The organism is Burkholderia sp. L27(2015), from assembly GCF_009765705.1.
Taxonomy (GTDB): domain Bacteria; phylum Pseudomonadota; class Gammaproteobacteria; order Burkholderiales; family Burkholderiaceae; genus LMUX01.
This window is the reverse complement of sequence record NZ_LMUX01000021.1, coordinates 291,641-312,391: the sequence shown is the minus strand read 5'-3', so window position 1 is coordinate 312,391 and position 20,751 is coordinate 291,641. Positions and strand designations below refer to the sequence as shown.

19 protein-coding genes and 1 pseudogene are annotated in these 20,751 nt (G+C 61.0%); 6 read left to right on the top strand and 14 right to left on the bottom strand.

Annotation, left to right across the window (positions count from 1 at the left end; genetic code table 11):
* Window positions 1-4 precede the first annotated feature (4 nt).
* From GSQ77_RS19825 to GSQ77_RS19810, 6 genes are all read right to left on the bottom strand, one after another.
* Window positions 5-571, bottom strand: a complete 567-nt coding sequence (locus GSQ77_RS19825; protein ID WP_254067807.1) for a chorismate mutase — start codon at window positions 569-571, stop codon at window positions 5-7.
* A gap of 351 nt (window positions 572-922) precedes the next feature.
* Window positions 923-1,075: a hypothetical protein gene (locus GSQ77_RS29200; protein ID WP_174246472.1), complete on the bottom strand. Its 153-nt coding sequence runs from the start codon at window positions 1,073-1,075 to the stop codon at window positions 923-925.
* A gap of 161 nt (window positions 1,076-1,236) precedes the next feature.
* Window positions 1,237-2,067, bottom strand: a complete 831-nt coding sequence (locus tag GSQ77_RS19820; RefSeq protein WP_158904481.1) for a hypothetical protein — start codon at window positions 2,065-2,067, stop codon at window positions 1,237-1,239.
* Between the two features lie 121 nt (window positions 2,068-2,188).
* Entirely contained in the window at window positions 2,189-2,506 is a 318-nt protein-coding gene (locus GSQ77_RS19815) for a hypothetical protein (protein WP_254067806.1), read from the bottom strand.
* A gap of 319 nt (window positions 2,507-2,825) precedes the next feature.
* Window positions 2,826-2,999 (bottom strand): hypothetical protein, encoded by a 174-nt coding sequence (locus tag GSQ77_RS29195; RefSeq protein WP_174246471.1) that lies wholly within the window; start codon window positions 2,997-2,999, stop codon window positions 2,826-2,828.
* A 130-nt stretch (window positions 3,000-3,129) separates the two neighbouring features.
* Window positions 3,130-3,954 carry an EAL domain-containing protein gene (locus GSQ77_RS19810; RefSeq protein WP_158904480.1) on the bottom strand — a complete coding sequence of 275 codons (825 nt, stop codon included), beginning with the start codon at window positions 3,952-3,954 and terminating at the stop codon, window positions 3,130-3,132.
* A 346-nt stretch (window positions 3,955-4,300) separates the two neighbouring features.
* Between GSQ77_RS19810 and GSQ77_RS19805 the strand changes: the two genes are divergently transcribed.
* Window positions 4,301-4,633, top strand: a complete 333-nt coding sequence (locus GSQ77_RS19805) for a hypothetical protein (RefSeq protein WP_158904479.1) — start codon at window positions 4,301-4,303, stop codon at window positions 4,631-4,633.
* A gap of 177 nt (window positions 4,634-4,810) precedes the next feature.
* Here the strand turns inward: GSQ77_RS19805 and GSQ77_RS19800 are convergent, their stop codons facing one another.
* Window positions 4,811-5,014, bottom strand: a complete 204-nt coding sequence (locus GSQ77_RS19800) for a hypothetical protein (RefSeq protein WP_158904478.1) — start codon at window positions 5,012-5,014, stop codon at window positions 4,811-4,813.
* A gap of 421 nt (window positions 5,015-5,435) precedes the next feature.
* Between GSQ77_RS19800 and GSQ77_RS19795 the strand changes: the two genes are divergently transcribed.
* Window positions 5,436-5,900, top strand: a complete 465-nt coding sequence (locus GSQ77_RS19795) for a cupin domain-containing protein (protein ID WP_158904477.1) — start codon at window positions 5,436-5,438, stop codon at window positions 5,898-5,900.
* Between the two features lie 120 nt (window positions 5,901-6,020).
* Here GSQ77_RS19795 and GSQ77_RS19790 read toward each other — a convergent pair whose 3' ends face one another.
* Together GSQ77_RS19790 and GSQ77_RS19785 are read right to left on the bottom strand one after the other, a co-directional pair.
* Window positions 6,021-7,244, bottom strand: coding sequence for an MFS transporter (locus GSQ77_RS19790; protein WP_158904476.1), 1,224 nt, complete (start codon window positions 7,242-7,244; stop codon window positions 6,021-6,023).
* A 359-nt stretch (window positions 7,245-7,603) separates the two neighbouring features.
* Window positions 7,604-9,574, bottom strand: a complete 1,971-nt coding sequence (locus GSQ77_RS19785) for an AMP-binding protein (RefSeq protein ID WP_158904475.1) — start codon at window positions 9,572-9,574, stop codon at window positions 7,604-7,606.
* A gap of 289 nt (window positions 9,575-9,863) precedes the next feature.
* Here GSQ77_RS19785 and GSQ77_RS19780 point away from each other — a divergent pair, with 289 nt between their 5' ends.
* From GSQ77_RS19780 to GSQ77_RS19770, 3 genes are all read left to right on the top strand, one after another.
* Entirely contained in the window at window positions 9,864-11,042 is a 1,179-nt protein-coding gene (locus tag GSQ77_RS19780; RefSeq protein ID WP_158904474.1) for a long-chain specific acyl-CoA dehydrogenase, read from the top strand.
* A 5-nt stretch (window positions 11,043-11,047) separates the two neighbouring features.
* Window positions 11,048-11,683 carry a TetR/AcrR family transcriptional regulator gene (locus GSQ77_RS19775; RefSeq protein WP_158904473.1) on the top strand — a complete coding sequence of 212 codons (636 nt, stop codon included), beginning with the start codon at window positions 11,048-11,050 and terminating at the stop codon, window positions 11,681-11,683.
* An 89-nt stretch (window positions 11,684-11,772) separates the two neighbouring features.
* Window positions 11,773-12,924 (top strand): CaiB/BaiF CoA-transferase family protein, encoded by a 1,152-nt coding sequence (locus tag GSQ77_RS19770; RefSeq protein ID WP_216854921.1) that lies wholly within the window; start codon window positions 11,773-11,775, stop codon window positions 12,922-12,924.
* A gap of 45 nt (window positions 12,925-12,969) precedes the next feature.
* On the opposite strand, the gene GSQ77_RS19765 is transcribed toward GSQ77_RS19770, so the two are convergent.
* Window positions 12,970-13,959: an aldo/keto reductase gene (locus GSQ77_RS19765; protein WP_158904472.1), complete on the bottom strand. Its 990-nt coding sequence runs from the start codon at window positions 13,957-13,959 to the stop codon at window positions 12,970-12,972.
* Window positions 13,960-14,216: 257 nt separating this feature from the next.
* Between GSQ77_RS19765 and GSQ77_RS29615 the strand changes: the two genes are divergently transcribed.
* The gene (locus GSQ77_RS29615) at window positions 14,217-15,368 is read left to right on the top strand and encodes an alpha/beta hydrolase (RefSeq protein WP_158904471.1); all 1,152 of its coding nucleotides are present in this window, start codon (window positions 14,217-14,219) and stop codon (window positions 15,366-15,368) included.
* Here GSQ77_RS29615 and GSQ77_RS19755 read toward each other — a convergent pair.
* The 4 genes and pseudogenes from GSQ77_RS19755 to GSQ77_RS19740 form a co-directional block, all read right to left on the bottom strand.
* Window positions 15,325-17,301: pseudogene (locus GSQ77_RS19755) on the bottom strand (response regulator); the annotation flags it as partial. The gene GSQ77_RS29615 and the pseudogene GSQ77_RS19755 sit on opposite strands and share 44 nt — an antisense overlap.
* On the bottom strand, window positions 17,294-19,153 hold the full coding sequence (locus GSQ77_RS19750) for an ATP-binding protein (protein WP_158904469.1): 1,860 nt from the start codon (window positions 19,151-19,153) through the stop codon (window positions 17,294-17,296). The pseudogene GSQ77_RS19755 and the gene GSQ77_RS19750, both read right to left, overlap by 8 nt.
* A complete protein-coding gene (locus GSQ77_RS19745) occupies window positions 19,150-20,241 on the bottom strand; it encodes an ATP-binding protein (RefSeq protein ID WP_158904468.1) in 1,092 nt (363 codons plus the stop codon). The genes GSQ77_RS19750 and GSQ77_RS19745 overlap by 4 nt, the downstream gene beginning before the upstream one ends.
* Window positions 20,226-20,657 (bottom strand): anti-sigma regulatory factor, encoded by a 432-nt coding sequence (locus tag GSQ77_RS19740; RefSeq protein WP_158904467.1) that lies wholly within the window; start codon window positions 20,655-20,657, stop codon window positions 20,226-20,228. Before GSQ77_RS19740 ends, GSQ77_RS19745 begins: the two co-directional genes overlap by 16 nt.
* Window positions 20,658-20,751 lie beyond the last annotated feature (94 nt).

The window sequence follows — 20,751 nt, the reverse complement described above, 5'->3', positions numbered from 1 at the left end:
GCGCTCAGCCGACCGCGCCTACGCCGCCGGCACACAGATGCTCGAACGCGCGGTTCAGCGCTTGCGCATGCAGGGTGTCGACGGTGCGTAGCTCTTTCCAGGCCCTCAGGCTGCGAGACAAACGCGTCGAGCAATCGTCGGCGCGGCGCACGCTTTCCACCCGAGCCAAGCCGGTGAGCAGCGTAACAGTCAGCCTGTCGTATTGCGGACGGGTGCTGGATGCCAGATCGGGCACGGGCCCGGGCGGCGGCGGGGCCACACGCCAGCCGTCGATAAGCCCTTGCTGCACCACTTTGTTCGCTTCGATTTGGTCTCTAAAGAACGTTTGAGCCAGTTGCGGCTCGACGCCATAGTTGGGCGCTTGCCGCGCCACCGACGCAAGCAATGCTTTTTCCCGGACCGGGTCGGTTATCGATTCCTTTTTGGCCCACTTGTAGCGCGCCACCGTATCGGCCAACATCACGCGCTCGGATGCCTGGGCGATTAAATTCATCAGGGCGGTGTCGTCGCTGTCGCTTGCCTGAGCCCAAGCCGGTGCGCTCAGCGTAGTGCTCGCGAGCGCACAGGCCAGGCCGAGCCCGGTGAGGACGCGCGCGCGAAGCCCACGAGGCCGGGTTGTGCGGGGAATCGAAACGCAGGGAATTCGGAAAACGCTTGAAACACGGGGAGGTTGCGATTTAATAACGAGGAGCAATGGCGTTATAAAAAATGCAGCAAAGGCGGATAAACGCATGGAGTGGTAGCGCGGCAGTGAATGGAATTGTGACCCGGATCGTGACCCAGACGGCGACTCGGATTGAGCCGAATCCCTATCATACAGCGCGCTGATGAATCTCGAGATCCGGCCATGCTCTGGGCCAGCCGGACTTGCGGATTGCGGCGAGGATGAAAGCGAGCGCCGTGCACCGGCGCATTCGCGTGTTTAGTCCTGCGAGCTGGGACCGTCTTGCTGTTCAGCTAGGAACGCGCGCACATGTTCCGGCAACTCGCTGGCAAGAAACTCCACCGCGACCGGTTCCGGATCTGCCCTGTCGACTTTATCGGGGGCGGGAATACGGGTAGGTTTGGCGTCCATGGTGTTTCTCCGAATCTGAGTTTCATTATCCGTCTGGCTGTGAAGCTTATGCCAGCACGGGTTAAGACTTTACTGCCGACTGTTGCATAAAAAATACAATGCAAATCAAGGTTTCGCGAATTACTTTTGCTTACTACTTCCCGCCGCAGGACCCGTGCCATTTAGTCGATGCGGGCGGGTACTGCGCCGCCGACGATCCAACCTTTGATGGCCTGGACCACGGGTGCCTCTCGGCCGTTAAACCCATGGTAGGCCATGGCTTCGCACGGATTGCCGCGGCTGCTTCCACCGTCGACTGCAATCAAACTATGGCCTTTGGCGAGCGACTGCGCGGCGTCGAACGGGCATAGGCGGCAACCGTCATGGATGTGCTGGACGAATAGCTGGCGTGGTTTGATCGCGTTGTAATCGAAGTTGGCGAGCTGCGCGCCGGCGCCTATCGTCGGCCGACTGATCAATGAGGTATGAACCACGGCATCCCAACGCTCGCCGAGTTCCAGGCCGAGAAAGGACGACGATATCGTGCCGCGGCTGGTGCCCACCAATACGAACTTGACGTCACCTAGCCTTTTCTTGAGGTCGTCGAGCACGCGAGTGATATCTTCGCCGTGCCGCACGCTTGCGCGAAACGCATCGCTATAGCCGCCGGGCTGGTCGGACGGTGAGTCGACGATGGCTGTGGCGAAGGTATCGTCGACGAACAGATCGCGCGAGCGCACCAGAAAATTGCCGCGCTCCTGCATCGAAATCGTGCCGTCCTGCGTGGCGAGAGCCAGTCGGCCTTCGCTGCCCGGGAACATCACCAGCACATAGCGGGGTGTGGTCCCATCGCGTTCGGTGAGCAGATAGCGGATCGAATTGCCCGCGTTCAGATCGACCGAAACCACCTGTTCCGACGCCCTGGCACCGCAGGCCAACACAAAGAAGCTGAACGCGAATACGCAGAGGCGGCTAAAGGCCAGTCGAGTGCGCACTGTGGATATTCGATTCATGGCAAATAACAGTAATACAATTCTATTGGACGCCAAGCCGTTGCTAATTGAGTTTAACTCGTGAGCTTCACTCGCGGCTTGTTTTCTGGCTTGGCTTATCGCTAATTTCCCTGCTCGAACGCTACTCGCCGATCATGCGGTGGGTGTCGTTCAACTCTTGATTCAGTACGCGTTGTCCGTCACCGGTCAAACCACCACCGAATTGTGCCTCCATATCGCGCGCTTGTCGGTGGATGCCGTCGAGCCGCTGGTGCAATGCATTGCCTTGAGGCGGCGGGTAATAACCTTGGTTGACGTGCGCGTCGATGCTGTGCGACTCGTGCTCGATGCGTCTTTCGACTTGTTCGGCACGGCGCAGCGCTGCTGCGTGAGGATCTTGCTGCGGCGGTGGCTGCATCTGCATCTGTGGCTGCTGCTGCATCTGCGGTGGCTGCTGCATTTGCACCTGCTGCGGTGGCGGCGGGGCCACGACGCAGCCTGCGAGAATTAGCGTGGCCGCGGCCGCGATAGTGCATTGAAGTGCTTTGTTCACAAAATGATCCAGGGCGGCGAGTTAATCGGCTCAGTACGCGATCTAATTACGCGGAATTAGATACCGCAGATTTAGATACCGCAGATTTAGACACCGAAGTTGAGATACTCGCGCTCAGATACCCCACTTCAGGTAATCGGGTTCAGATTAAAGCGAGCCGTCCGCGCAGCAAAGCGCTGTTGCAAACGGTTGCAATCTGCGTGCCTGGCCCTCTGGCGATAATGAACTAGCGACGCTCCTGCTCATACGTGCGAGTACCGTCTTCGGCGGTATGTTCGACAACCTTGTTGCGCGAGCCGCAAAGTGGGCAGCGGAAGAAAACCCCCTGGCCTTCGTTCTTGAATTCAAGGTCCGACGCTTCCCACTGCGCGCCGCAAGGCTGGTTCCGACAGGTATACATAGTGACTTCCTCGCAAAACCCGGATCGTAGCACTGTGCGGCGCGATGGCGGTGGCCACGCGGTTGGGCGAAACGCAAAAAACACCCTGTATCGGGTGTCGAGCGGGCAAAGCGCGGGAGGGGGGCGGCGTTCAGTTTTTTAGCGCGGGTTCCGGGACGGGCGAAAAAAGGGCGCCCTGCACGAAGCGCACATCGAACTGCAGCAGCATTTCGAACTGAGTCGCGTCGTCGACGTGTTTGAATATCAGCGGGGTTTTCAGGCGCGCGGCATAGCTCACCAAGGGCTTGACCATGCCGTCGCGCAGCGCATTGGTCGCGCTGATCTTGATGAAATCGAGCCGGCCCATCTCGGGCACCGACAGGATTTGCCCGGCGTTGGGCAGGTTACCGGCGACCTTGAAGCCGAAGCTTTGATAGCTCTTGATCAGATAGCCGACGAAGGTTCGGTGCGCGACCGCACTTTCGGGCAATTCGATGACGATGCGCGCCGGATTCAGCCCGAGGCTAAGCAGCAATTCGGAAAAATGGCGGCCATGATCGTACTTGACGCTCTTGAGCAAGTGCTCGTGCACGCTCAGAAACAGCATGCTGGGGCGGCCTGCGCCGAAGAAATTGATCGCATGCAGCATGCGCGAGAGGCGGTCCATCCCGACCAGATGCGAGGCGTCGTCGATGTACGACAGTGGATCGGTCGGCGAGTTGGGATCGTCGACGCGCCGCAGCATTCCCTGGAAGCCGATTTCGTCGCCAAAGTGCGCGACATCATGAGGCGAGGCGGACAGCGATTGGGTAATGCCGGCGTGGCCGGCATCGAAGATCGGCTGGTAGACGCTGTCGTACTCGATGCCGTCGAGACGAGCTCGCGCAGCGCCGTCTGCGGCCAGAAATAAGCGATCTTCACCGGGCACGAAGCCGGGCAACATGTCGACGAGTTGAGCGATGGTGGGTGGTTGCATGCGGCAGCTTAGAGAGGGCGGGCCGGATTCTGGTTTCAACGATACTCTTTATTGGTTCCGGTGTGCCAAATCTTCTCACGCGGCGGCGCAACCGCAAAACAAGCAATCGGAATGACGATATAAAGCCGGCCGATGTGCGGAAAGTGCGCGCAGGAACGGCGGGGCGAGAGGAAGACGCCAGGAAGAACCCCGAGGGCGAACGCGCTAGAAGAAACCTGCGCGCTCATATCAATCAGGTAGCGTTGTTATATCGCCAGCGGGGGTGGCAGCCGCGAGAAAAAGCCCGTATAGTCAGCGCGGTAGTCGGATATTCCGGTGCCTACGCATCAACTGATGGGGATAAATCTTGATTCCAATTGCAGCAGCAGCGGCTTCGTTATTGGGCACGGCAGTGAACGCCGGCGTGTCGAGCCTGACCGGCCAAAGCAATAGCGCCAATCAATCGAGCCAGCCGAGCTTCGCTTCGCTGCTTAGCGCTGCAACGCAGCCCGGCGGCCAGTCAACGTCTTCGACTCCGTCGACCGATGTGACCAAGCATTTGCATCCCCACCACAAACATAGCGCCGATAGCGCGCTCAGTTCATTGCTCAACGCCTCGTCGTCGACCTCGCAAGCCGCGGCTGCCGCGGTCACGTCGGCAGGTGGCGCAGTGGGCTCGCTGCTCAATACCATCGCTTGATTGACCGCTGAGCGGTGATTGCGCGACGCCGTCGCCGAGCGTGCTCGGCCGGTTTTATGTCATCACCGCTGATCTGATCATCTGCCAGTCAACCACCCGGCGTCATCGCCGGGTGTCATCACCCGGTGTTAGCAACTGCCGCCGATCGGTCGCGACACAATGCTGTCGATAAACCGATCAACCCACCATACCCAGTTGCCGCAATACTCTGACGCCATCCGGTGTCACGCGCGCAATGTTGCTGTCGCCAACGGCCACCATTTCCACCAATTGATCCTGTTGCAAAGCGATTAAATCGGGGCTGTTGAGCGAGACCTGGGTAGGCGCGGACAACAATAAAACAAGCGTGGCCAGTTCGTGAGGCGAAAAGAATTTTTTCATCGATACCTCTACCGGTTATGCCAAATACGATGCGATCGTTCGACGTATCGCGGGACTGTGGGCTAGCTTGGAGCCGCATGCGAAAAACATTGCGTGGAGTATCGCATTCGAACACTTAAACACGGCTTAAGCTTCGCGCCGCCATCGCCGCTATGGCTCGTGCAAAAGCTTCCCCGAAGCTTCCCGGACAGCAGACCTCCAGCAGAGCCGGGCGCTATCGACCAATACGGGCAGCGTGTAGCAGTGGGCGGGAGACGGTTACCGATGTTTACTCAGGTGTTCCCCCGATCTTTGGGGGTGGCGAATAGTGCGACAATCGAGCGGGGACAAAATCGGGCTATCGATGCGCTGTGACTATCCACCTTGGGTCTATCCCTGCTGGATCAAGCCGCACCGGTATCTCAACTAAAAGGAAAACAACATGAACCGCTATGTGTATCTTGCCGCCATTCCCGCCGCCTTCGCGGCCGGTCTGTTTGCCTCTCATCTGAGCACGCCCGCTCAAGCGCAGGCACCTGCCACTGCACTGACGGCCCAGATCATCGACCTCGCTGCATTGACCGACGCCGACATCGGCGCGCAGGTTCCGAACATGGGCACGCTGCGCTCCAAAGGCCTGGTCGTGACGCCCAGCGGCACCGTGGCGGTGCAGTCGGGCAATGTGCCCAAGCACACGCACATGGGCTCGGACGAAATCCAATATGTGATCTCGGGCACCGGCACCTTCTGGCTCGGTAACCAGCAACGCCAGATTCATCCCGGCGACCTGATCATTATTCCCAAGGGGACCGCGCATGCGGGTTCGGTACCGACCAGCGGCGAATTCAAAGTGCTCTCGATCAAGCTGCCGCCGCAAGGCCCGGGCGATATGCAAATGGTGCCCTGATAGGCGAATGTTTGCTTGATAGGGCTACGCCGGTCTGGCTTCTACCGTCCGGCCGCTGACAAAAGGATAAAAAAAACGGCGCTCATCGAGCGCCGTTTTGCTTGACCGACTGGCAGCGTGTTAGCTGCTGGAGGCCGCCACCTCGCGAGCCGATTGCGTCATGTCGATGCCGCGTCGTTCGCGCCCGAACATGATCAAGACTGCGATGACGATCGCGACCACGCCCGCAACCAAGGCCATTGCCAGGCCGTAGTTGTCGCCGTTGGCAGCGGCAATCTTCGTCTGCATATAAAGATTGACGGCGGCAAACAGGTTACCCAATTGATAAACGAGACCGGGGAAGGTCGCACGAATTTCATCGGGAGAAATTTCGTTCAGGTGGACCGGGATAATGCCCCATGCACCTTGCACCGAAATCTGCATCAGGAACGCGCCTGCTGCAAGCGCTACGGCGCCCGACGAGAAGGCCCACAGCGGCAGCACCGGCAGCGCGATGAGAGCCGCAATCATGATGGCTTTCCTGCGGCCGATACGCTCCGAAAACGCACCGAAAGCCAGCCCGCCAATGATCGCGCCGATATTGAGCACGATAGCGATCAGCGATACGGTATGCGGGTCGAAGTGGTGTTGCTCACGCAGGAACGTCGGGTAGATATCCTGGGTGCCGTGGCTGAAGAAGTTGAACGCGGTCATCAGCACGATCGCGTAGATCGACAACTTGAGGTTGGCGCCCAGGGTCTTGATCAGGCCGGGGCGGGGGCGCTTGGACATTTCCTTCCAGGCCGGCGACTCGGTCACGTTGCGGCGGATGTACAGCACCAGCAAGGCCGGCAGCACGCCGACCATGAACATGCCACGCCAGCCGATGTATTGGTAGAACAGCCCGAACACCACCGAGGCGAGCAAAAAGCCGCTCGGGTAGCCGGCCTGCAGCAGACCGGATACGAGGCCCCGCGATTTCGGCGGAATGGTTTCCATGACCAGTGCGGACCCCACACCCCATTCGCCGCCCATCGCGATGCCGAACAGCGCGCGCAGAATCAGCAAGGCCATCAAGCTGGGGGCGAAGCCGGAAGCCAGTTCGAGGACCGAATACAGCAGGATGTTGACCATCATGGTCGGCCGGCGCCCGAACTTGTCGGCAAGCCGCCCGAAGATCAATGCGCCAACTGGCCGCATGGCCAGCGTTAGCACCACCGCAACGCTGACGTCGGAGATCTTGACGCCAAACTCATTGGCGATGTCCTTGAAAATGAACACCATCAAGAAGAAATCGAAGGCGTCGAGTGTCCACCCTAAGTAGGCGGCAAGCGTCGCGTGTTTTTGTTCACTGGTCCACTTCATTTTCTCTCCTAGTACTGCGCTGCACATTAAGTGTCTGTTAGCGTCTGGTCGTGTCCGGTTCGTCGGATATTTTTCTAGTGCCGATTGGCATCTAGCCGCGAGTGTACGTCAGGTAAAGCGCTCGTTGTTAAAACGTGCTCCCGCGCCGACACTTTTGCAAAAAAACGGACGGCGTCACGCGTTTGCCCGAGTAAATGAAGGCAAAGTGTAATGTTTGCGTGATGCGCTCGACATGCCGACGAGAGCAGACGGGAGCGGCCTAGGCGGCATGCCGAGGAGCCCATTTTAGCCACACCCTGCGACCAATGCTGCATAGCCTATCCGGGCAGGCCGCTACAAAAGCGGCTACATAAGCAGCGCTACATACGCCGCGCGTTGGATTGCGCCTTGGTCTTGACCACCTCCCGAATCAGATTCCCGACAATGTCGACGTCCTCGAGTCCGGTCAGGTCGCCGTTGGCCGTGCCCGTTTCGGCGATCTCCCGCAGTAGCCGGCGTACGGTTTTTCCCGCTCGGGTTTTCGGCAAAGCGGTGCACACGAATACTTGTTCGAGCCGCGCAATTGAGCCGATCGCGTGGCTCACGGCGTCGCATACGCGTGTCGCGATTTCGTCGGCGTTGGCACCCGCCATCAAGGTGATGAAGGCGACCGGCACGGTGCCCTTGATCGCGTCGTTAATGCCGACCACGGCAGCATCGGCCACGCCCGGTTGCGAGGCCACCACCGATTCGATCTCCATGGTGCTCAGGCGGTGTGCGGCCACGTTGATGACGTCGTCGCCGCGGCCCAATACCCACAAATGTCCGTCGTTATCGACCACGGCCTCGTCCGAGGTGTTGTAGAAACCCGGAAAGCGCTCGAAGTAGGTAGTGAGATAACGCTCGTGGTTATCCCACACGGTGCGCGCCAGTGTCGGGAACGGTGAGCTCAACACCAACGCGCCTTTTACGCCGACCGGCGCGACCGAGCCGTCCTCCATGAGGATCTGGTACGCGTGGCCCGGCACGGGCGTGCCGCACGAGCCGGCCTTCACGTCGTCGACGCCGTACACCGGATACGTCCAGGTCGACCCGGTTTCGGTCTGCCCATACGCGTTGACGATGGGCAACTGGTCGCCGAGATGGGCCGAAGTCCAGTGGAAGGTCTCGGGGTCGAGCGGCTCGCCTTGCGTGGTGATCAAGCGCAGGCTTTCGATACGATGGTCGCGCGCGACATCGTCGCCCAGCGAGCGCAACATACGCAGCGCAGTCGGGGCGATCAGGATTTTCGTGACCTTGTGTTTATTGGCGATCTGATAGAAGCGCTCCTTGCTCGGCGTGTCGAGCGCACCTTCGAAACAGACCAGCGTGGCGCCGTGGGCGAGGCCGCCGATCACGGCCTGGATCGGAAACGTGAGCCAGCCGACATCGGCTGCGCACCAGTACACGTCGTCGCGGGTTGGGCCGACCTGCCATTGCACGTTGGCCCAGGTGCCCAACAGGAACCCGGCGACGCTATGCACCACGCCTTTGGGCTTGGACTCCGTGCCGCTGGTAAAGATCAGGAACGACTCGGCATTAGCCTCGAGCGGCACGCACGGACTATCGTCCGATTGCGCTGCCACCAGTTCGGTATAACCGAACTCACCGGCCTGCAGCGTCGGCGCGGATCCGGTACGGTCGACCACCACCACGGCCTCCAAACTAGCGGCGTTGGCGCGGGCGCGGCGCGCGTTGTCCAGCAAGGGGACGCGCTTGCCGCGACGATAGCTCGCATCGGCCGTGACCAGCACCTTGGCGCGCGAGGTCTGCAGCCTGAGCGCCGCAGCGTCGGCGGAGAATCCGGCGAACAGCACGGTGTAAATCGCGCCGATCCGGTTGCACGCCTGTATGGCGATGAATGCTTCGGGCAGGTTAGGCAGATAGATGGCGACCACGTCGCCCTGTACAACACCCAGCGAGCGCAAGCCATTGGCGAAGCGGGCCACCGCGGTGCGCAACTGCGCATAGGTCAGCGTGACGGTGTCGCCAGGCTCGCCTTCCCAGATGATGGCCGGCTTGTCGGCGCGTTCGGGGTCTTCGGCGTGGCGGTCTACGCAGTTGTCGCAGACATTGAGCGTACCGCCCGAGAAATATTTGAACGCGGGAAAGTCGCCGCTGCGCACGCTGTCCCATTTGCGGGTCCAGCGAAATTTATTGGCTACCCATTCCCAGTAGGCGTCGGGGCCACCCGCTTGTTCGATTCGACGCGCTTGCGCGAGCAACGCTGCCTGTTCGGGAACCCGCCAACGTTCGGGCAGCGGGACGACGGCTTCCATCAGCAAAGCGCTAAGCGTATCGGTAGCTGACATCTTGTCTCCTACGTCTGACTTCAAGGACAGATCGATCGGGATGCCCCAAAGCAGGCATTGAGCATGCAGCGTACACCACCGCTTGCCTGCGCCGAATGCGTCATTACCCGAGGGCGGTGCCGGGTGGTACTGCGGGGACATGTTCACCCGGGCGCTCTGCAGGGCAGCTCTGCACGCAGGCCGCTGCGTGGCGCTGCATCAGCGAGCTCGTCTTGTTATTGCACCGGGAGCCATGCTGTGGAAGAATCTACCTAACGTTCGTTAGATCGTCAAGTCAGGGAGAAAGCCGATGGGCGCAGGTCAGTTTTCGTCACCACTGGTGCAAGCGTCGCCATATTTCGGCGAAGAGCACGCGATGCTGCGCGATGCGCTGCGACGTTTCGTCGAGAAGGAAATCGAGCCGTTTGCCCAGCAATGGGAGAGCGACGGTTTCGTGCCGCGCGAGGTGCTGCGCAAGATGGGCGATCAAGGTTTCCTTGGGATACGGCAAGCCGAACAATACGGTGGAGCCGCGATGAATGTACTGGGCACCGTCGTGCTGGCCGAGGAACTCGGCAGGTCGTCGTTCGGCGGCTTTGCGATTACGGTGCTGGTGCATACCGATATGGCGTCGCCGCATTTGCAGCACGCCGGCAGCCGCGCCCAGTTGGATCGGCTGATGCCCGATCTGGTGGCCGGACGCAAGATTGCCGCCGTGGCCATGACCGAAGCGGGGGCGGGCTCCGACTTGGCCGGCATGCGTACCACGGCCCGCCTTGACGGCGACCATTACGTATTGAACGGCGCGAAGATGTTCATTACCAATGGAGTGCATGGCGATGTTTATTTCGTTGCGGCCAAGACCGGCGGCGCGGGCCGCGGGCACCACGCGATCTCGATGTTCATTGTCGAAAAAGGCATGCCCGGCTTTTCGGTGGCGCGGCCTTTGCACAAGCAGGGGTGGTTGTCGTCCGACACCGCGGAGCTGGTTTTCGAAGACTGTCGCGTGCCTGTCGAAAACCTGCTCGGCGAAGAAAACAAGGGCTTCTATTCGCTGGTCAGGAATTTGCAAAACGAGCGCTTGACGCTGGGCGCGCAGGCTTTAGGCGAAGCCTCCAAAGCCATCGAGATTACGCTCGACTATGTCACGCAACGCACGGCCTTCGGTCAAACGCTTTGGGAGAAGCAGGCGATCCGGCAAAAGCTCGCGATGCTGCTCGCCAAGGTGGAGGCGGCGCGGCAGTTGCTCTACAACACAGCTTGGCGCGATACGCAGGGGCACTCGGTGGTGGCGGAGGTGTCGATGGTCAAAGCGTTGTGCGGTGAACTGGTCAACGAAGTGATGTATGCGTGTCAGCAGTTCCACGGTGGCTTTGGCTATATGCGCGAAGCCCCTATCGAGCGCATGGTGCGCGACGCGCGCGTGCAGTCGATCGGGGGCGGCGCAACCGAGGTGATGCTCGAAGAAATTGCCAAGCGGATGGTGTGATCACTATGGTTCGTGTTCCTACCGATGCGGCGTCGCCAGCCGACGCTCCCGACAGCCCCGCGAATGCGTCGCGCCGCGCCATTCTAGATACGGCGGCTCGGCTGTTCCGGGTCGACGGTTACGCCGCCGTATCGCTGCGTGACATCGCTGCCGCCTGTGGCATGAAGGCGGGCAGCCTCTATTATCACTTCGCCTCCAAGGACGCCATCGTGGCTGAAGTGCTGCGTATTGGTGTCGAGCGCGTGTATCACGAGGTTCGCGTGGCCATCGAGGCGCTCGGACCGGACGCCAACCCCGAATGGGTTTTTCGCACGGCGGTCAAAGCGCATTTACGCGCGTTGCTGGAGTCACAGGATTACACTTCGGCCAACATACGGATCTTTGGGCAAGTGCCTCATGAAGTGCGTTCTGGCCACCTGCAAGTGCGCGACGAATATGAACGCGCTTGGGGTGAGATACTGAGCCGTCTGGTGCCGAGGACGACGGTGAGCGTCGACGAGTTGCGGCTCACGCGCTTCTTTTTGATCGGCGCGATGAACGGCACCTTGGAGTGGTTTCACAAGGGACAAGCCTCGGTGGACGAGGTGGCCGAACGCTACTCAACGCTGGTGCTTCGTGGTCTACTAGGCGGTCAGACCTGACGATGACGGGGGGCGTCTCGATCCCGTCATCGTCCCGTCTGTACCTCATCGCCTGTACCCCGCTGTCTGTACCTACCAAGGAGGTGCGCATGACCGACCTACTGAGCGGCGTGAGAGTCGTCGAAATGCCCGCCATCGGCCCCATTCCTTTTTGCGCCATGACGCTCGCCGATCTGGGCGCGGAAGTGATACGCATCGATCGTCCGGCCGCGTCCGATCTCGGTCTGCCTGTGCCGCCCGAATGCGATTTCCTCGCGCGCGGCAAGCGATCTATCGTGCTGGATCTTAAACATCCGGACGGCTTGGCCGCTGCTCAGCAATTGATCGAGCGCAGCGACATCCTGCTGGAGGGCTTTCGTCCCGGCGTGATGGAACGGCTCGGCCTGGGGCCTGCGCAATGCATGGCTCGCCAGCCCGCATTGGTCTATGGGCGCGTCAGCGGTTGGGGTGCTACGGGCGAACAATCCGTGCGGGCCGGACACGACATCAATTTCCTGGCCGCAGCAGGCGTGCTCGGCACGGTCGGTACGCGAGAGCAGCCGTTGCCGCCATTGAACCTGGTCGGCGATTACGGCTCAGCCCTGCAACTGGTCAGCGGTGTGCTGGCAGGGTGCCTGCACGCGCGCGCCACGGGTCGCGGCACCGTGATCGAAACCAGCATCCTGCGTGGTGCTGCGAGCTTGATGGCGTTTCCGTATAGCCTGTTGGCGTCGGGGCAGTGGTCGGCACAGCGTGGCGATAATGTCCTGGACGGCGCGGCGCCGTACTATCGCACGTACGCGACGTCCGACGGCCGCTTTATGGCGGTCGGTGCGATCGAGCCCGCGTTCTACGCGATCTTCCTGACCCAACTCGGGGCCGGCGCGGCAGTCGATCCGGCGTCGCAGTTGGACCGCGCGACCTGGCCCGCGACTGCCGAGACGATTGCGCGCTTGTTCAAGGCGCATCCGCAAAGCCATTGGGCGAATGTGTTCGGTGCGTCGGATGCGTGCTGCACGCCGGTGCTGACGATGGAGGAAGCGGGCCGCGACGCGCACAACCTTGAGCAAGGCGTGTACGTCGCGACAGCGGCCGGCCCGATGCCGGGCCCGGGCATTGCCCACTTGCGTGCGTCGCAACTGCCGTTGCCCGTGCCGGGCAACGATACCGTGCGTGTGCTGCGCGATGCGGGTTATACGGGGGAGAGCGCCTCCGCGCTGATCGCATCGGGCGCGGCGTACTGTGCCCAGAGCCGCGCCTGAATGCTACTGCCTGATGCGGCTAACTGAGGCGGCTAACCGCGGCGCTTAGCGCACCGCATCACCCATGCGGTATTCGGCCGTGAGTTCGTCGAGTTTCGATTTGAACCCTGCGTCCAATTGCAGATCGATGGCGGCAAGCGTATCGGTCAGTTGCTCGGGACGGCTCGCGCCGAGAATGGCCGACGTCACTACCGGGTTGGCAAGCACCCAGGCAACCGAGGCCGTGGTGAGCGACACGCCGGCTTCTTGCGCCGCGCCGCGCAACGCTTCGATGGTGGCGAATTCGCGCTCGTGCCAGTAGCGGCTTTGATACCGGCTACCCGCGCTACCCAGCGTGAAACGGCCTTCGGGCGGCGTTGCCGTAAGCTTGTGCTTGCCGGTCAGCAAACCACCGGCCAGCGGATTGTAGGAAATCACGCCCAGATGTTCTTCCTTGGCCAACGGCAACAGTTCGCGTTCGATCTCGCGAAACAGCAGGCTGTAGCGCGGCTGTACCGAGACCATACGGGTCAGGCGCAGGGTGTCGGCACGGCCGAGCGCCTTGGCGAGCCGGTAGGCCAGAAAATTAGAGACGCCGATATAGCGTGCGCGGCCTGAGCGCACGATCACGTCCAGCGCTTCCAGGGTTTCGTCCAGCGGCGTGGTGGAGTCGTCGGTGTGCAATTGGTACAGGTCGACATAATCGGTACCGAGGCGCTGCAGCGATGCGTCGATGGCATCGAGCAGGTGTTTGCGCGAAGCGCCCTGATTCCATGGGTGCGGGCCCATCTGGCCGACGGCTTTGGTGGCCACGATGAATTGGCTGCGCCGGCCCTTGAGCCAGGCACCGAGGATTTCCTCGGTGCGCCCGACGCTCTTGAGGTCGCCCCCGAGTGGATACACGTCTGCGGTGTCGATGAAATTCACGCCGGCTTCGACCGCCTTGTCGACGATTTCAAACGCCACACGTTGTTCGGTTTGCAGGCCAAAGGTCATCGTGCCCAGACAAAGCCGGGATACGTTCAGACCTGTGTGACCGAGATTCTTGTACTGCATCGATAAGCCTCCTGTCGGCTTCTAAAAGTGCGTCCACGTTCCGGGCGCATCGGCGGGGTCGGACAGATAGTTTTACACGTTTCGACGCCATGCGTGCAATCACGGCAGGCCGACCCCTATCGCGGAAGGCGGTCCCTTACAGCACCAGGGTCCACGTCTCGCGCGCCGCTGCTTGAGCCGGGAACGCCGCTTGCTACCTGATGGTTGGATTACGCTTTACGCGTGACTCGCATAACATCCTATTGCGGAGCGACCTCATGAACTTAACCGAAACCATCAAAGGCGTCATCGGCCTGGACCCGACCGAGCACGCCGACGCCGACATGAAAGCCGTGCTCGACGCACTGCAGAGCCTGAATCCCAAGCCGATAGAAGACTGCACGCCCGCGCAAGCGCGCCAACAACCCACACCGGCCGACGCCGTCAAGCGTCTGGTAGAACAGCGGGGCCGCAGTGACGAAGTGCCGGCGGCAGTCCAGTCGGTACGCAGCCAGGACATCACGATCACGGGCGCCGACGGCACCAACCCGGCTCGCGTGTACACCCCGGCGGGCGACGGGCCGTTCCCCGTCATACTTTATTTTCATGGCGGCGGTTGGGTGATCGCCGATCTCGATGTGTACGATGCGTCGCCGCGTGCGATTGCGGCACAAGCCGATGCCATCGTCGTATCGGCTGACTATCGGCGCGCCCCCGAATTCAAGTTTCCGGCCGCGCACAAAGACGCGTTCGCGGCATGGCGCTGGGTGCTCGACAATGCGGCCGCCCTCGGTGGCGATCCCGCGCGCATTGCCGTGATGGGCGAGAGCGCCGGCGCCAACCTTGCCATCAATGTCGCCATCCATGCACGCGATTACGGCTTGCAGGCGCCCGTGCACCAGGCGTTGATCTACCCGGTCGCGAGTAACAATACCTTCTCGCTGTCGTACGAGGAAAATCGCAACGCGAAGCCGCTGAACAAGGCCATGATGTTGTGGTTCTTCGAGCAGATCATCAACGAAAAGTCGGACTTGAAGAACCCCTTGATCGATGTGGTGAGCGCAGAGCTGTCGAACTTGCCGCCGACCACGGTGATCACGGCCGGGATCGATCCTTTGCGCTCGGATGGTGAAAAGCTGGTCACGGAATTGCGCAAGGTGGGCGTTGCGGTGGAACATCGCAACTACGATGGCGCGACACACGAGTTCTTTGGTATGGCGGATGCGGTGGCCGCGGCGCGTGATGCCCAAGCGTTCGTGGCGGGAACGCAGCGCCGTTGCTTCGATAGCAATACAGAGCTGTTCTGGCCTAGCCGCACCAACTCGCCAATATTGCGCGAACCTGCGCAATATCGGCGGGCTTCACAAGGTGATGATCGAACCCAGCCTCGAACGCCTGATTCTTATCCTTCTCCTGCCCGTAGCCAGTGAGGGCGACTAGCACGGCGTGGCGCGTGGCCGGCAACTGGCGCAGCTTCTGCGCGAGCTCGTAGCCGTTCATGCCGGGTAGGCCGATGTCGAGAAAAATGACGCAGGGGTCGTGCCGTTCCATGTATCTAAGCGCCGCAGGGCCATCGGCCTCGGTATCGACTTCGAAGCCGTCCAACTGCAGGAGCTGGGACAGCGCTTCGGCAGAGTCGGAGTTGTCGTCGACGATCAAAATCCGACCACGCGCTTGGCGCAGCGATCGTGGGGCGTCGGCGTTCGGGTCGGGCTTGATGCCTGTTGTGTTGGCCGCCTTGCTCGTTGGAGCATGCGCGGCCGCGGCCGTACCCGCAGCCGTACCCGCCTTTGTGCCCACGTTCGTGGCCGCACTTGTACCCGTCTGGGCCGCCGTCTCGCTCACCGTACCACCCGCCGCATCGGCAATCACCGGCGCGATCGGAAAGTCGATTTCAAACGTACTTCCGCAGTCCTTCCCGGGGCTCACCACGCGTATTGTCGCGTTGTGAAGCAACGCCAGGGTCTTGACCAGCGAAAGACCTATCCCCAGTCCATCCTGCGCCCTGTCCGAAGAATGATCGGCTTGTACGAAAAGCTCGAAAATATCGAGTTGCTTTTCCGGTTCTATTCCGATGCCATTATCGCTCACCGAAATGCGCACGTTCGTATCGATGCGCTGTGCCTGCAAGCGGATCAGGCCACCCTGAGCCGTATACTTGCCTGCGTTGTGCAAAACGTTGCCGACGATCTGCGCCAATCGGACCGCGTCTCCGTCCAGCCAGATGTCCTCGTCGGGCACGTCGACCTGCAATTGATGCCGGCGGCTTTGCAGAAACGGTTCGACAGCTTCGACTGCCGTCGAAAGAAAGCTCTTCAACTCGACCCGATCGCGCTTGATGGTGACCTTGCCTTGCGTCACGCGAGAAATATCGAGCAGATCATCGACCAGGCGCATCAAATGGCGCGTGTGACGTTCTATCATCGGCCCGCTTTGGGAGACACGTTCGAGCGAGGGGTCTGTCTTCAGTAACTCGACCGAATGCAGGATAGGCCCCAAAGGGTTACGCAGTTCATGGGCGAGCGTCGCCAGAAACTCGTCCTTGCGCCGATTGGCCGCATTGAGCAGGTCTTCCGCCATTTTGCGATCGGAGACATCCTGCGAAATCCGGGCGATTCTAAACAGCCTTCCGCTTTTGTCCTTGACCGGATAACCGCGGTCGCGAATCCAGCGCACGCTGCCGCCGGCTAACAGCAATCGATAGGTCAGCTCGAACGGTTCCGAGGAGCGGAAATCCGAAAACGCTTCCTTCACCCGCTGCCTGTCATCGGGATGCACCGAGTTGATCCAGTCGCCCGGATCGGTCTTGAGCCGCTCGCTATCGCGCTGCCACAAGGCCTCGTAGGCGGGGCTCACGTAGAGCAGATGGCTATCTTGCGGCGTGAATATCCAGAACACATCGGCAATATTCTCGGCAATCTGCCGAAACCGCATTTCGCTTTCGCTGAGGTTTTGCTTGACCTTGCGCAGCCGCAACAGCGCATTGACGTTCGCGATCAATTCATCGGCCTCGATGGGCTCGACCAGGTAGTTGTCGGCGCCTCCATCCAATGCGCGAATTTTGTCGGCGCTATTGAGAAACGACGCCGAGGTTTGCAGGACGAGCACGTCCTCGGTTTGAGGATCGGCCTTGATGTTTTTACATACATCGAAGCCGCTCAGATCCGGCAGTTTGGTATCAAGCAAAACCAGCACCGGCGACGATTCTCTGACGACGCGTAGCGCATCCGCGCCATTGCTGGCTTCGACAATCGCGAAGCCAGCCAGGCGCAGGATACGGCTTTTCGCATAGCGCGCGCCGTCGTTGTCGTCGACGTTGAGGATCAGGAGCTGATCGGGGGTAGGCGTGACAGGATTAGTCATCACTCACGCTCTCTCGCCAGGTCGGGTCCGAGGGTGCGATGCGTGCGTCGGCGCTGGCGGCGCCGACATCGCGGTACGGGTATGCTGCGCTTGCATCGGGCTGAAGACCGGTGAGTCGCCCCAACGTTGCGAGTAACTCCTCGCGAAACAACGGCTTGAGAAAGAACGCATCGGCGCCAAGCACGACGCCCTTGCGCCGGTCGTCCACCTCGGTTGCAATGATCAACGGAATCTGCGACATAGCCCCGTTGTTCTTCAGTTCCGCCAGCCACTGCCACGAATCCTGTCCGTTCAATATGATGTCGAGCACGATGGCCGACGGCGTTGTCGCTTTCAAGACTTCATCGGCTTCGCGCAGATTCTTGACTGCGATCGGATGATAGGCGGAGTTACGCAGGAATTTTTCGTAAAGCAAGCGCGTTTCTTGCTGATCTTCGATGATCAAGACCGGCAACTGCCCTTCGGGTGTCCCGCTCAACAGCAGGTCGGAGCGAAGCGCATCGCTGTCGCCCGGATAAGTGATCGGGATGCTCGCGGAAAAGACCGAGCCTTTTCCCGGCGTGCTTTCGAGTGCTATCGTACCGCCGAGCAAATTCACCAGTTTGCGGCACAAGGGCAGGCCCAGGCCGGTGCCCTTGACCCGTTGCTGCAGGTGATTTTGAACCTGGCTGAACTCTTCGAAAATTATTCCCTGGCTCTCCGGATCGATGCCAAGACCGGTATCGCGCACGGCGAACGTGACGGCCTGTGCGTCCGGTGTCAGGGCGGCACTCACTTCGACGCTGCCGCGCTCGGTGAACTTGAGCGCATTGGAGATAAAGTTACGCAGGATCTGCGATACCTTGGCCTCGTCCGTATGCATGCGTGGAATGTGGCCGTGGACATGAAATTGTAGATTCACCGACTCAGTCAGCAGCAAGGGTCGCAGCATGCCGCGCAGCGCGCCGAACAGCGCTTGCACTTCGAACTCGGCAATCCGGATTTCTGTTTTGCCCGCTTCGATCTTGGCCAGATCGAGAAGATCGTTGACGAGTTCCGAAAGCCCTTCGGCGCCTTTCAGGATGAAGGCCACTTGCGTTTCCTGCTCGGACGTTAGCGGACCATCCGTGTGGTCGAGCAGTAATTTCGACAAGGCCCGGATCGAACTGAGCGGGGTGCGGAATTCGTGGCTCATGTTCGACAGGAATCGCGATTTCATCTCGTCGGCGCGCCGCAGATGATTCGCTTTTTCGTCGAGCTCTGCGTACAGCGCGACCACGCCGCGATTGGTGTCCTCAAGCTCGCGCGTCAACTGCAGCAGTTCTTCCTGGCGCGCGCGCAGCTCGGCCAGTGTGCTGAGCAGTTCCTGGTTTTGCGCTTGCACTTCGAGCAGCCCGATATTGGCCGGCAACGCGGCCAACTGCGAGCTGAGCGTGCCCAGTTTTTTCGCCGAGATAAGCTCGGTGCCGGGCGGCAAAAGCTTCTTGAGCGTGATGCGGGTGCCCACACCGGGTTGCGTCTGGATATCGAACTGGTCGAGTAAGCGGGTGGCGCCGAGCAGCCCCACGCCCAGGCCGGTCTCGGAACGGTAGCCGCCCTTCAAGATGAGATCGAGATCCTTGATCCCGTCGCCTCGATCCGAGATTTCCATCGTCAGGACCTGCGGCTTGGATTCGCCTTCGATCGAGAACTCCACCCGGCCGCCGCGAGCGTACTCGTGCGCATTGCGGGCCAGCTCGGATACCGCGGTCGCGATGCGGGTCTGGTCCTGCCGGGCGAAACCAAGCAAGGCGGCGATCTGCCGGGCACGCTGACGCGCCGCGACCACATCGTGCTCGTGCGTGATGCCTACCGTCAGGATGCGCAAAGTCATGGCTGGCCTAGGGTAGAGAGGTCGTTCTTGATCACCACGATGCAAGCGTCGTCGCGTGGCCGGACGTGGTCCCGGTAGAGGATCGCCGCGCTCAGCGCGGGGTGCCGATGTGCCAGGCCCAAATAGCTTTGCAAGTCCCAGTGGGTCCCGAGGCCGTCGGAGTGAAGGATCAATATCGAATCCGGCGTCCAGGCGAAACTGAACTCCTGGATCTTGCGGACATTATGACCGACGATGCCGTTATGCGACATCATTTGCCGCCGCCCATCGGGGCCATGGATGGACGCGGCGATGTTGCCCACTCCCGCAAACGAAACCAGCCCTTGATCGAAATCGATGCGGGCCGCCGCAACCGCGGCGCCACGGGTCGACCGTGCCGCCGCGTGAGCCAGTTCCAGCAAACGGGTGGGCGACAACAGCGCACCGCGCCCTTTCAGTGCGAGCAGTGCGGCCTGCGATGCGACGCGCGCATCGGGGCCATGGCCGAGCCCATCGGCCACCATGACGGAAAGTGCCCGCCCGCTCATCTCGGCGTGCCATGAGTCGCCGCACACTTCTTCGCTCGCGATCGGCAAACACACCGCCCCCAGCAGTGCCGCGGTGGCGGGCGCTGCGTTGGTGCCGGCCCGCACGGTCATGCAGAACGCACTGCCGAGGCCCGGCACCGTGTACGCGTCGAAGTGTTCCGAGAGCCGTTGCATTGCCCCGAGGCCGGTGCCGGGGCTGCCCGCGGTCGACACGCCGTCACGCAAGCTCGCATTCAGGTTGGCGATGCCGGGGCCCGAATCGAGCGCAATAATTTCAATTCCCGCGTCAATTCCCGCATTGATTCCCGCATTGATTCCCGCATGGATTCCAACCGGGCCGTCCTGACTGACATCGCGCACTATCAGTGAACCATGGCTCGCGTGCTTCAGAATATTGGTCGCGGCCTCGGTGACGATAATCGCCACGCGGCCGATGCGCGTTGCGTCGAACGAAAGCGCGCGCGCCATTTCGCTCGCGCCCCGCCTGGCGGCGGCGACGTGACTCGATTCGCCGATCGGGAAAACCAATTGCGGCAAGAGTTCGATCAAAACGATTTCCATTTGGTTATGGTGACGGTGGTGCCTTCGCCGACCTTCGTTTCGACAGAGAACTCATCCGAGAGCCGTTTTGCGCCGCCCAACCCAAGGCCCATACCGTTGCCGCTGGTAAAGCCGTCGCTTAACGCTTGGTCAAGATCGGCAATGCCGGGGCCACGATCGATAAAGGCGATTCGCACACCGTTGCGCCCGCCATTTGCGATCATTTCGATGTGCGCTTCCCCGCCGCCGCCGTAGTCCAGCGTGTTGCGTGCGAGTTCGCTGGCGGCAGTGACAAATTTCGTCTGGTCGACGAGGCTTAAACGGATCGACAGCACGCGCTCCCTGACCTGCTGACGCAGACGCACGACATCCTCGCTCGAGCGCAGCGGCAGGATATCGGGTGGGGCCGTGGCGGGGTTACTCTGAAATGTCGTCATAGATCGTCAATACAACCAAGCAGGCAACAAGGGCATCCAAGCGGGCAACCGCGCAGGCAGCTAGACGCGCAGCTAGAAGCGGGGCTAAACGGGC

What these genes read in the sequence shown, in the direction of transcription:
- GSQ77_RS29200 (WP_174246472.1), bottom strand. Translation starts at nt 1,075, where the DNA reads ATGGACGCCAAACCTACCCGTATTCCCGCCCCCGATAAAGTCGACAGG.
- GSQ77_RS19820 (WP_158904481.1), bottom strand. Translation starts at nt 2,067, where the DNA reads ATGAATCGAATATCCACAGTGCGCACTCGACTGGCCTTTAGCCGCCTC.
- GSQ77_RS19815 (WP_254067806.1), bottom strand. Translation starts at nt 2,506, where the DNA reads ATGCAGCAGCCACCGCAGATGCAGCAGCAGCCACAGATGCAGATGCAG.
- GSQ77_RS29195 (WP_174246471.1), bottom strand. Translation starts at nt 2,999, where the DNA reads ATGTATACCTGTCGGAACCAGCCTTGCGGCGCGCAGTGGGAAGCGTCG.
- GSQ77_RS19810 (WP_158904480.1), bottom strand. Translation starts at nt 3,954, where the DNA reads ATGCAACCACCCACCATCGCTCAACTCGTCGACATGTTGCCCGGCTTC.
- GSQ77_RS19800 (WP_158904478.1), bottom strand. Translation starts at nt 5,014, where the DNA reads ATGAAAAAATTCTTTTCGCCTCACGAACTGGCCACGCTTGTTTTATTG.
- GSQ77_RS19795 (WP_158904477.1), top strand. Translation starts at nt 5,436, where the DNA reads ATGAACCGCTATGTGTATCTTGCCGCCATTCCCGCCGCCTTCGCGGCC.
- GSQ77_RS19790 (WP_158904476.1), bottom strand. Translation starts at nt 7,244, where the DNA reads ATGAAGTGGACCAGTGAACAAAAACACGCGACGCTTGCCGCCTACTTA.
- GSQ77_RS19785 (WP_158904475.1), bottom strand. Translation starts at nt 9,574, where the DNA reads ATGTCAGCTACCGATACGCTTAGCGCTTTGCTGATGGAAGCCGTCGTC.
- GSQ77_RS19780 (WP_158904474.1), top strand. Translation starts at nt 9,864, where the DNA reads ATGGGCGCAGGTCAGTTTTCGTCACCACTGGTGCAAGCGTCGCCATAT.
- GSQ77_RS19775 (WP_158904473.1), top strand. Translation starts at nt 11,048, where the DNA reads ATGGTTCGTGTTCCTACCGATGCGGCGTCGCCAGCCGACGCTCCCGAC.
- GSQ77_RS19770 (WP_216854921.1), top strand. Translation starts at nt 11,773, where the DNA reads ATGACCGACCTACTGAGCGGCGTGAGAGTCGTCGAAATGCCCGCCATC.
- GSQ77_RS19765 (WP_158904472.1), bottom strand. Translation starts at nt 13,959, where the DNA reads ATGCAGTACAAGAATCTCGGTCACACAGGTCTGAACGTATCCCGGCTT.
- GSQ77_RS29615 (WP_158904471.1), top strand. Translation starts at nt 14,217, where the DNA reads ATGAACTTAACCGAAACCATCAAAGGCGTCATCGGCCTGGACCCGACC.
- GSQ77_RS19750 (WP_158904469.1), bottom strand. Translation starts at nt 19,153, where the DNA reads ATGACTTTGCGCATCCTGACGGTAGGCATCACGCACGAGCACGATGTG.
- GSQ77_RS19745 (WP_158904468.1), bottom strand. Translation starts at nt 20,241, where the DNA reads ATGGAAATCGTTTTGATCGAACTCTTGCCGCAATTGGTTTTCCCGATC.
- GSQ77_RS19740 (WP_158904467.1), bottom strand. Translation starts at nt 20,657, where the DNA reads ATGACGACATTTCAGAGTAACCCCGCCACGGCCCCACCCGATATCCTG.